A 10,421-nucleotide genomic window follows, 5' to 3' on the forward strand; every position below is an offset into this window, starting at 1 on the left:
GAATCCGGCTTATCAGGCTACATCATAGGGCTCTCCGGTGGGGTCGACTCTGCCCTGGTGGCGTCCCTTGCGGTGTCAGCGGTCGGGAAAGAGAAGATTTTCGGGTTGACGCTCCCCTACAAAACTTCGTCTCCGGATTCATCAACCCATGCAGAACGGCTTGCAACGCAAACTCGGCATCACAACACGGAGTGTGGATATCTCCCCAATGGTGGACGCTTATTTCGGCTCACCAGCAACAGAGGATCGAATCCGGGTTGGAAACTTTGCGGCGCGAATCCGGATGGCAATCCTCTTCGACATGTCACGGGAAAGCGGCTGCATGGTGCTGGGGACCTCTAATCGTACCGAGTTCTGTTTGGGGTATACGACCTGGTTTGGGGATTCGGCAGCATCGATAAATCCGATCGCGGAGTTGTATAAGACCGAAGTGCTGGCGATGGCCCGACAAGTTGGGCTCCCTGGCGAGATAATCGACAAGCCACCTTCCGCCGATCTCTGGCCGGGCCAGACGGACGAGGAAGAGATAGGCGTCAGGTATGAGCAGATCGATGGCATACTCAGGCGAGTGATCGACGATGGCGAGACTTCGATGGAGCAGTTAGTAAAAGACGGCTTTGAAATGGTAGATATCAGCCGGGTGGTTTCGCTGGTGAACCGGCATAGTTATAAACGAAACATGCCGGTAATTGCGCCGTTGGGACGAGTCGCGGTGCCGCAACGCTTGCAGGTGCAGGTATGACCGAAGGCAACGCCCCGAAAGGAACGCTCTATCTGGTGCCGACCCCGATCGGGAACCTGTCGGACATAACCTCGCGAGCACTTGAAGTGCTGAAGGAAGTGGAGATCGTTGCCTGCGAGGATACCCGGACCAGCGGGAACCTGTTAAGCAAATTCGGCATTAAAAAGCGACTGGTATCATACCACGAGTTTAATGAAAGAAGTCGAGCACTGCAGTTGATAGAAGCGTTGAAGCAAGGGGAGTCAGTGGCGGTGATAACCGATGCCGGCACGCCCGGCATATCCGATCCCGCCTACCGCGTCGTTCGAGCCGCGTTGGCAGAACAGATCGAGATCATACCGCTTCCCGGGCCGAGTGCGCTTCTGCCTGCCCTGACCGCCTCAGGCTTGCCGACCGACCGCTTTATGTTCGAGGGATTCCTTTCACACAAGTCAGGTGCGAGAACTCGACGGCTGGAGAAGTTGAAGGACTTTGAACATACGATAATCTTCTATGAATCACCTCATCGGGTGCGCCAGACGCTAACCGCCATGTTGCAGGTTTTTGGCGATCGACAGGTATGCCTCGCCCGCGAAATCAGCAAGAAGTTCGAGCAGTTCATCCGCGGCTCGATCAGCGAGATACTCTCCCGGATAGGGGAAAGCGTCAAAGGGGAAGTGGTCTTAGTAGTGGCCGGGTCTTCCGGGTCGGAAAAGCCGGAGAGTGAGAGCAGCGACGATGAATAGGCTGTTTCGCAATCCCGTCTATCCGATGGATTGGATCATTATCGGCTATTGCCTGGTGATGGTGGCGATCCTGCTTTCAGTCGGCAGACCCTTGGAGCAGTACACGGATGAATTGACATTCTACGCATTGACAGCCGTACTGGTGGTCCTCATTGTCCGAATCTTTGGGGAACGGCAATCGGGTCTGTTTCGATTTGTCAGGCTTCTCTATCCGGCGATCCTCTTTACGGCGTTTTATCGGATGACCGGTGGCATGATGTTCCTGTTGCATGATAAGTTCATGGATGCTCAGTTGAGCGGATTCGAGCAGGGAATACTCGGGTTTGAACCGTCGCTGTATATAGATAGATACTTACTCAACCCCTGGATCACCGAAATACTCATGGGGAGCTATTTCAGTTACTACCTGATGCTCCCGGCGTTGTTCATTCCGCTCTTCATATGGAAGAAATATGACATGATTCGTCAGTCGCTGGCGGCGATCAGCCTGACATTTTTCATCGGTTACATGCTGTTTTTTGTGTATCCGGTGGAGGGACCTCGCTGGCATTACATGGATCAGTATGTGCATGCAGTCGAGGGACCTTTTTTCAGACAGATAGTGGAGTTCGTTCAAGCCAACGGATCCGTGCGCGGCGGATGTGTCCCTTCGACTCATGTCGCGGTGGCGCTTATCATCATGGTTTATTTCTTCAGGATCTCCAAGCCGATCGGCTGGTTGATGGCTGCACTCAATCTGGGAATGGCTGTCGGAACGGTTTGGGGACGGTACCATTACATGACGGATGTCCTTGTCGGGACAGCGATCGCGTGTGGCGCGATCTGGGTGGTAGACAAATATCACCCGAACTACACAACAACTTCGGCCGGCTCGGCCGCAAATCTTCAGGTGAGAGTACAGAATGTATCCTGAACTGTTTCATGTCGGTCCGATTCCGATCCGCTCCTACGGGTTGATGCTGGCGCTGTCGTTTCTGTTTGGTGTGCTGTATGTCAAGAAGATGGCGGACCGCGACGGCAAGCCGTTTGATCCGTACCTGACTGTGGCATCATATCTGATCTTTTTCGGGGTGGTGGGTGCGCGGCTGTTTTATGTGCTTTTCCATCTTGAGGAATTTGCGGGGAATTGGTCGGCGGTCTTCAATCCATTCTCGGATGCCGGGTATGTTGGCATTGCCGGGTTGAACCTCTACGGTGGAGTCTTGTTTGCGGTCGGTTCGGCGGCACTGTACTGCTATCGCAAGAAGATGAGCATATTGGATACTTTCGATTACTTTGCCCCGACCCTGGGGCTGGGCCTCGGGATAACGCGCATCGGCTGTTTTCTCAATGGCTGCTGTTTTGGTGTGCCAACTGACCTCCCTTGGGGAGTTACATTTCCGGAGGGGTCAATACCACACTACGTGTTTGGCGATGCGCATTTGCATCCGACGCAGATCTACAGCTCGCTGTATGGGATCGGGCTGTTCATCCTGCTGCACTATGTGATCAAACACCGGAGTTTTGTAGGCCAGGCAGTCGCGCTGGTTTTCATGATTGAGGCACTTTTCCGGTATCTGATAGAGAATCTGCGCTGGTATGAGTCGGAGATGACGTTTAATCTGGGCGGTTCGGAGATAACCTATAATCAGGTTATCTCGTTAGGATTGTTCCTACTGGGACTGTCAATCTACCTGATCCAGCGGAGGCGAGCCTCGATAAGGGCCTGACGCGACCTTCTGCTCCAAAGTTGGGCAAAAAAATCCGTTTTCTTTCCATACTATTTCTGACTACTTTATCACGCAGAAAAGCTAATACGCATGTGAGGATTCAGGAATGGACTTCAATTTTTCCGAAGAACAGAACTACGTTCGCGATGTCGCTCGGCGCTTTGCCGACGAAAAGCTCTTCCCGCGCGCCGGTGAATTTGACCACACCGAAAAGCTTGACCGGGCGTTAGTTAAGGAGATGGCTGACCTCGGATTGATGGGGGTAAAGGTCCCTGAGGAATATGGCGGGGCCGGATTGGACAACCTTGCCTATACAATATCAATCGAAGAACTTGCCCGTGGGTGCGCCTCGCACGCTCTTGTCGCGGCGGTGCATGGGTCACTGTTTGCCATGCCAATACTTGAGGCGGGCACGGAAGAACAAAAGAAGAAGTATCTCCCGCCTGTCTGTGCAGGGGAGAAGTTTGCGGCCTATTCGCTATCTGAGTCCGGGGCCGGTTCGGATGCGGCATCGCTGACGCTTCAGGCGACCGACGATGGTGACTCGTATGTCCTGAACGGTACCAAGCTGTGGGTGACGCACGGATCGATCGCTGATTTCGTGATCGTTTTTGCCACTGTCGATAAATCGCTGAAAACCAAAGGGATAGCCGCGTTTGTTGTCGAGGCCGACAAGCAGGGGTTTGCTGTGGGAAAAAACGAAGTCAAAATGGGATACAAGGCCTCGCCAACTGCGGAGCTGATCTTCACGGACTATCGGGTGCCCAAGGCAAATCGGATCGGCGATGTCGGGCGTGGGTTCAACATTGCCATGGAGACGCTCAATCATGGGCGTATTTCGGTTGGTGCGCAGTCGGTTGGGATGGCCCAGCGGGCGTTTGAGATCGCCGCACGATACGCGCAGGAACGGAAGCAATTCGGAAAGCCGCTCGCCGATTTCCAGGGGATCCAGTTCAAATTGGCCGAAATGCAGGCCAAACTGCATGCTGCACGACTGGTGACCTACGAAGCGGCATGGAAGAAAGACTCTGGCCTGCCGGTGGCAAAAGATGCCGCCATTGCCAAGATGTACGCCTCGGAAGTAGGGACTGAGATAGCCCACCAGGCGATCCAGATCCTCGGCGGTTATGGATACACCCACGAGTACAATGTTGAGCGGATCTATCGCGACGTACGTCTCTGCGAGATTTTCGAAGGGACCAATGAGGTGCAACGGATCGTGATCGCCCGTGAAGTGTTAAAAGAGTACGCAGCGACGATCTCATAAGAGGAGCAAACCGTGCTCGCCAAAGTCAGTATCGCCGAAAAACTGGCATCGTTCGACGAACTCTGGTCGCCCAAAGTGATCGGGGAGTTAAATGGGCAATTGGTCAAAGTGGTCAAATTCGAAGGAGAGTATGTTTGGCACTTTCATGCGAACGAGGACGAGCTTTTCCTGGTGATCGAAGGAGAGATGGAGATACACCTCAGGGATGGGGTAGTCACGCTCAAACCGGGTGAGTATTGCATTGTCCCGAAGGGGATCGAGCATAAGCCAGCCGCGAAAAAGCTCTGCAAGGTGCTGCTTTTCGAGCCGGCGGCGACTCGAAATACCGGGAATGTGGACCACCAGTATACGATCGAGCCTGAAGATCTGGAGAAGATATAGCCTCGATAGGTTTTCGATCGTTTGCTCAGAACGAAGTTGGCGACTATCTTTCGCGTCTGGAATCCCTCTGTCACGGTGAACCGAACTTTATGCAAACAAGCACTATAGAAATCCTCGAATTCAAGCCGAAATACGCGCGGCATTTTCAGGAGATCAATCAGTCCTGGCTGGAAGAGTTTTTCACAGTTGAACCATATGACCGGATAGTACTTGATGACCCCCTTGGTGAGATCATTGCACGCGGTGGCGCCATTCTGTTTGCTTCGATTGAAGGAGAGATAGTAGGGACCTGTGCCCTGATCAAGCATACCGATACCAAGTACGAACTGGCCAAGATGGGAGTGGTGCGGTCACACCGTGGCAAGGGGATCGGCAGGAAGCTGGCCCTGGCCGCGATCGCAAAGGCAAAAAAGCTCGGAGCTGCTTCACTCGTTCTGGCGACCAGCCCAAACCTCGAGGCGGCCAACGCACTCTACCACAGTATGGGGTTCCAGGAAGTTGGCCTGGAGGAGATCGGTCCTCTGCCATACAAAGAAAATCAATCGTGATGCGATTGAGATTGGATGATTAAGATGAACGAAGAAAAGACATTCACCGAAGAGATCAAGGTCAGCGGCGAACAACTGGTCGACACCGTTAAGAAGTTGATCCATGAAGCCAATGTCCGGCGCGTGATCATCAAAAACGAAGAAGGGAAGACGCTGATCGAGATGCCGGTATCCATCGCGGGTGTCGGAGTGATCCTTGCCCCGATCGTGGCGGCCGTCGGAGCGATCGCGGCAGTGGTCACCAACTGTACGATCGTCGTGGTCAAGGAAAAGGAATAGAGTTAGGACTGTGGCCGACGTCGGATACCAAAACTTTCAAGGAGTGTTTGCGCGTGGGGATCTGACGCGGCTTCATTGAAGGTCGGCAATAAAATAAAGAGCAGTTCGACATCCCGGGTCTCGCGCGCTCGTTCAAGCCATGAATAGGCTCTGTCGCGGTCTCCGAAGTAATAGTGCAAGAGATATATGTAAGAGGGCGGGAGATACTCCGTCATTGCGGCAGCCTCGAGTTTATCGATAACTTCCCTGGCCGATGCAGTATCGCCAGTTCGTCCGGCGATAAAGGCATCGACCATCAGCGGATAGGAACTTCGGCCAGCCAGTTCACGCGCTCGCTGATTATGCAGGCGGGCAGCTTCAATCCGTCCCAACTCCAGCAAATTCAACGCATACCAGCTGTACAGATTATAGTTTTGAGAACCAAGGTCAATGGCGCGCAGGTAGTTTTCGTTGCTCCGTTTCAGGTCTCCCATCACCGCGAACATATATCCAAACATAGTAGGATGGATGTGAGAGAGCGGGTCAAGGTCGATGGCCGTTTCGAAATTCCGTCTTGCTTCCTCGTACCGTGCCTGGAACGTCAGCATCTCAGCATACCACTGGTAAGTAGTGCTGTAGCCGCTGTTCAACTGAATGGCGCGCAGAAATTCCGCTTCACCTCGTTTCCAATCGAAGTGGAAGAAGACCAGCAGGCCCGCATACGCCGTGTGTGCTTCAGCGAGGGAATCATCCAGTTCAAGAGCTTTGAGCGCCGCCTGACGGGCGGCAGGAACCGCAACCTTGGGATCAAGAAAATCGTACGCCCCCAGCATAAAGTAGGCGTCTGATAATCCAACATATGCCAGCGCATAGACGGGGTCGAGATCGAGGGCCTTACGGAAATATTCCAGAGATTTGATAACTGACTGGCGATCGCGTGCGTTCCAGTGGAACCGACCCTGGAGATAATAGTGGTAAGCCTCAACATTGGCAGAATGGCGACGCGCCGGTTCCTTCACTGTCTCGGACGTCGTTTTACCAAGCAAACGGTCCTTGAGCGTTTCGACAATCGCTTGGGCGATCTCGTCCTGAACGGCAAAGATATCCTCGGCGGCCCGGTCGTATTTTCCGGCCCAGAGATTAAACCCATCAGCAACACTTATCAATTTGGCGGTGACGCGCAAGCGTCCCTCTACTTTGCGAAGCGAACCCTCGAGCAATGTTCCCACATTGAGTTGTGCTCCGATTCGCCGGATATCCTGGCCCTTCCCTTTGAATTGGAACGATGAGGTTCGCGAGACTACTCGAAGGCCGTCAATATGGCTGAGAGAACTGATGATCTCCTCAGTGATCCCGTCGCAGAAGTACTCCTGGTCTCGGGATGAAGACAGGTCCTCAAATGGCAGGACGGCGATCGATGGTGCCTGTTGACCGCTTTCAACTGGCGCGGCGGCAGCTGCATTTCTTGACGAAGAACCTTGCTTCAGGTCGGCGATAACGGCATTCACTGATTGGTAGCGAAGGGTGGGAGATTTGGAAAGCATTTGCTCAACCACCAAAGAGAGCGTGACGGGCACATCAGATCGCAATTCGGGCAGTGGCACAGGTTGGTGATGCAACAGGGAGTAAAGGGTGGCGGCATCATCGTCACGGCGGAACGGGTTTTTGCCTGCCAACAGTTCATACGCGACCACGCCCAGAGCGAAAATGTCGGAGCGTACATCCGCTGTCGCGCCTTCGATTTGCTCGGGAGACATGTAGCCGATCGTACCGACTCGAGCACCGTCAACAGTTAGCCTATCAGAAGAGGCTATTGAAGCGAGCCCGAAGTCGACCAGTTTCACGCGCCCTTGTTTGCTCAAAAGAATATTCGAAGGCTTGATATCGCGATGTATCACCCCTTTGTCATGCGCCTCCGCTATCCCTTCACATATCTGCAAGAGGATCTGTCCGGCCTCTTCTGTCGAGAATTGGGTTGAGCGGAGTAGTTCCGAGAGGGGGGAGCCATCAACATGCTCGAGGGCGATAAATAGCCGACCGTCAGATTCTCCAACCTCGTACACGGTCATGATATTGGGGTGATTCAGCATTGCGGCGGCCTGTGCCTCACGGAGTAACCGTGCTTTCAGATCAGCCTGAGTAGAGAAAGCCAGAGGAAGCAGTTTGAGTGCGACTTTGCGTCCCAACTTGGTGTCGTCGGCCAGATAGACCTCGCCCATCCCACCCGCACCGAGCAGTCGCTCGATCCGGTAGTGGTTGACAATGGCGCCGCTGGCTTGCATAGGCACCGATCTGGTCTTATCCTGTTCGAAACCGTCGCTCACCCGAGATCCTCTTTTACAATGCCGGTCAGGTTAAACATAGACGAAAATAGGTCATCTTGAATGTCTACGCAAGACTGCACATGAATTAGGGGCAAGTCCATGCTGAACCTGCCCCTTGAGCAAAAGTTGCTGCTGCCCGCCTTAATCTTCTTCGTAGTGGCGCTTGATCTTCTTCATGACATCGGGGTCAGAAAGTGTAGTCGTGTCGCCCATCACTTTCCCTTGTGCAACATCGCGCAACAGCCGACGCATGATCTTCCCCGAACGGGTCTTGGGAAGGTCCGCGGTGAAAATGATCTTTTCCGGCTTAGCCAACGCGCCGATTTTGCGTACGACATGGTCCTTGAGCTGACCAAGCAGCCGTTCATCCTGGTTCATCCCCGAGCGCAAGGTTACGAAGGCAACCAGACATTCTCCCTTGAGTTCGTGCGGAATACCAACCACAGCGGACTCAGCGACCATCTGGTGTTCCACCAGCGCGGATTCAACTTCCATGGTGGAAATGCGGTGTCCGGCCGTGTTAATGACATCATCGACGCGCCCGAGTATCCAATAGTATTTGTCTTTGTCCACCTTGGAACCATCGCCGGGGAAATAGATGCCAGGCCATTTCGACCAGTAGGTATCAATCATCCTCTGACGGTCTCCCCAGATGCCGCGAAGCATGCCGGGCCAGGGGTGCGTGATCGCAAGGTATCCGCCACCCTCTTTTACTTCTTTGCCGCTCTCGTCCAGAATAGCGGCGGAAATACCGGGGAACGGACGCGTGGCCGAGCCCGGCTTGGTGGTGGTGACCCCCGGCAAGGGAGTGATCATGATATGGCCGGTCTCCGTCTGCCACCAAGTGTCGACTATTGGGCACCGTCCACGGCCGATGACATCGTTGTACCAGATCCAAGCTTCGGGATTGATCGGTTCTCCGACTGAACCAAGCAGACGGAGTGAGGTCAGATCGTGCTTATCCGGCCACTGGCGTCCCCATTTCATGAAGGCGCGGATAGCTGTTGGTGCCGTGTAGAAGACCGAAACCGCGTTATCTTCGACGATCTGCCAGAAGCGATCCTGATCCGGCCAATCGGGAGCCCCTTCATAGATAACCTGAGTGGCTCCATTGGAGAGCGGGCCATAAACCACGTAGCTGTGTCCGGTAACCCAGCCGACATCGGCGGTACACCAAAAGACATCAGTATCTTTCAAATCAAAAACCAGCTTGGTGGTGGCGTGGACACCGGTCATGTAGCCGCCGCAAGTGTGCATGATCCCTTTTGGTTTGCCGGTGGTACCCGAAGTGTAGAGGATAAAAAGCGGATCCTCGGCATCCATATATTCCGGCTCGCACCATGGGTCCGCATCCTGCATATGGCGGTGGTACCAGTGATCACGACCTTCCTTAACACGCAGGAGGAACTCCCCGCGCTTGACGATGATCACGTTTTCTATCGACGGGCAATCCATCAGGGCGACATCGGCATCATGCTTGAGCGGGATGATCTGACCACGGCGATAGCCGCCGTCAGCAGTGATCAAGAGTTTCGCCTCAGCATCGTTGATACGGTCGCGCAACGATTCAGGAGAGAATCCGCCAAAAACAACTGAGTGAATGGCGCCAATCCTGGCACAAGCGAGGACGGAGATGATCAGTTCAGGGATCATGGGGAGATAGATTGCGACTCGATCTCCTTTGACGACTCCGAACTTCTTCAGCACATTGGCGAACTTGTTCACCTGGCGGAAAAGATCATAATAGGTCAGGACTCGCCGGTCACCCGGCTCTCCTTCCCAGATCAAGGCTGCCTTATTTCTGCGGGTGGTTCCATTAACCAAGACATGACGGTCCAGGCATGATTCGGTGACATTTAGTTTTCCGCCAACAAACCATTTGGCATCTGGTGCCTTGAATTCCAGCCCTTTGGTCCATTTCTTTTTCCAGACCAGATCCTCGGCCATCTGTTCCCAGAATTTGACCGGATCGGCTTCCGCCTGCTTGTAGATCGCCGCGCTGCCGGCGTTGGCCTGCTTGGTGAATGCCGCAGACGGTTTGAAGAGGCGGGATTCATGCAGCAGCGAATCGATCGGAGTTTTCGAGACTGCCTGGCGCGAGGCGGTTTTTTTAGTCGCCATGAACGGGACTCCTTCGGGTGAGAGAGAATGGACCGGCTATCAGGACAATATTCGCTTACGGTGTCTATTTTGTCAAGTATCGCTGAGGATCGAGAAGAAACTAACCAAACATAGGGTGATGGAACTGGCGCAGGTTCTGCCCTTTTTTATCACCAATGCTTTAGTTAAAGGGATCAAGTAATTGGCTGCGCAAGTCCATGATTGACCGATTTAAGGTGATCCGAAAATGGGGCGGGAAAGGGAGTCCCGCCGGACGGAGAATCTGGATAACTTTGGCCGTTAGGTAAGGCATGTCACAATATGTCACGTGGTTTGCATAGTCAGGGGGCACTTGGGGGCGTCCCGA

At 53.8% G+C, this 10,421-nt stretch carries 10 protein-coding genes; 8 read left to right on the plus strand and 2 right to left on the minus strand.

Translation table 11 applies throughout. From position 1 onward, the window contains the following. The first annotated feature begins 193 nt into the window (after positions 1-193). From nadE to IPH75_02610, 8 genes are all read left to right on the plus strand, one after another. Positions 194-742 carry an NAD(+) synthase gene (nadE, locus tag IPH75_02575; protein ID MBK7140950.1) on the plus strand — a complete coding sequence of 183 codons (549 nt, stop codon included), beginning with the start codon at positions 194-196 and terminating at the stop codon, positions 740-742. Continuing rightward, complete coding sequence (gene rsmI / locus IPH75_02580) at positions 739-1,467, plus strand: 16S rRNA (cytidine(1402)-2'-O)-methyltransferase (protein MBK7140951.1); 729 nt, start codon at positions 739-741, stop codon at positions 1,465-1,467. Before nadE ends, rsmI begins: the two co-directional genes overlap by 4 nt. Continuing rightward, a complete protein-coding gene (locus IPH75_02585; GenBank protein ID MBK7140952.1) occupies positions 1,460-2,380 on the plus strand; it encodes a phosphatase PAP2 family protein in 921 nt (306 codons plus the stop codon). Before rsmI ends, IPH75_02585 begins: the two co-directional genes overlap by 8 nt. After that, positions 2,370-3,176 (plus strand): prolipoprotein diacylglyceryl transferase, encoded by an 807-nt coding sequence (gene lgt, locus IPH75_02590; GenBank protein MBK7140953.1) that lies wholly within the window; start codon positions 2,370-2,372, stop codon positions 3,174-3,176. Before IPH75_02585 ends, lgt begins: the two co-directional genes overlap by 11 nt. 106 nt (positions 3,177-3,282) lie before the next feature. Next, positions 3,283-4,443: an acyl-CoA dehydrogenase family protein gene (locus IPH75_02595; GenBank protein ID MBK7140954.1), complete on the plus strand. Its 1,161-nt coding sequence runs from the start codon at positions 3,283-3,285 to the stop codon at positions 4,441-4,443. Positions 4,444-4,455: 12 nt separating this feature from the next. Next, positions 4,456-4,824, plus strand: a complete 369-nt coding sequence (locus tag IPH75_02600; GenBank protein MBK7140955.1) for a cupin domain-containing protein — start codon at positions 4,456-4,458, stop codon at positions 4,822-4,824. A gap of 89 nt (positions 4,825-4,913) precedes the next feature. After that, complete coding sequence (locus IPH75_02605; protein ID MBK7140956.1) at positions 4,914-5,372, plus strand: GNAT family N-acetyltransferase; 459 nt, start codon at positions 4,914-4,916, stop codon at positions 5,370-5,372. A gap of 24 nt (positions 5,373-5,396) precedes the next feature. Continuing rightward, a complete protein-coding gene (locus IPH75_02610; GenBank protein ID MBK7140957.1) occupies positions 5,397-5,651 on the plus strand; it encodes a DUF4342 domain-containing protein in 255 nt (84 codons plus the stop codon). Between the two features lie 2 nt (positions 5,652-5,653). Here IPH75_02610 and IPH75_02615 read toward each other — a convergent pair whose 3' ends face one another. Then, positions 5,654-7,954 carry a protein kinase gene (locus IPH75_02615; GenBank protein ID MBK7140958.1) on the minus strand — a complete coding sequence of 767 codons (2,301 nt, stop codon included), beginning with the start codon at positions 7,952-7,954 and terminating at the stop codon, positions 5,654-5,656. A gap of 141 nt (positions 7,955-8,095) precedes the next feature. Next, positions 8,096-10,075, minus strand: coding sequence for an acetate--CoA ligase (gene acs, locus IPH75_02620; GenBank protein ID MBK7140959.1), 1,980 nt, complete (start codon positions 10,073-10,075; stop codon positions 8,096-8,098). Positions 10,076-10,421 lie beyond the last annotated feature (346 nt).

The organism is bacterium (assembly GCA_016708025.1).
GTDB lineage: Bacteria > Zixibacteria > MSB-5A5 > GN15 > FEB-12 > FEB-12.

Excerpts from the sequence above, each read along its gene's own strand:
- rsmI (MBK7140951.1), top strand. The coding sequence starts at position 739 with ATGACCGAAGGCAACGCCCCGAAAGGAACGCTCTATCTGGTGCCGACC.
- IPH75_02585 (MBK7140952.1), top strand. The coding sequence starts at position 1,460 with ATGAATAGGCTGTTTCGCAATCCCGTCTATCCGATGGATTGGATCATT.
- lgt (MBK7140953.1), top strand. The coding sequence starts at position 2,370 with ATGTATCCTGAACTGTTTCATGTCGGTCCGATTCCGATCCGCTCCTAC.
- IPH75_02595 (MBK7140954.1), top strand. The coding sequence starts at position 3,283 with ATGGACTTCAATTTTTCCGAAGAACAGAACTACGTTCGCGATGTCGCT.
- IPH75_02605 (MBK7140956.1), top strand. The coding sequence starts at position 4,914 with ATGCAAACAAGCACTATAGAAATCCTCGAATTCAAGCCGAAATACGCG.
- IPH75_02610 (MBK7140957.1), top strand. The coding sequence starts at position 5,397 with ATGAACGAAGAAAAGACATTCACCGAAGAGATCAAGGTCAGCGGCGAA.
- acs (MBK7140959.1), bottom strand. The coding sequence starts at position 10,075 with ATGGCGACTAAAAAAACCGCCTCGCGCCAGGCAGTCTCGAAAACTCCG.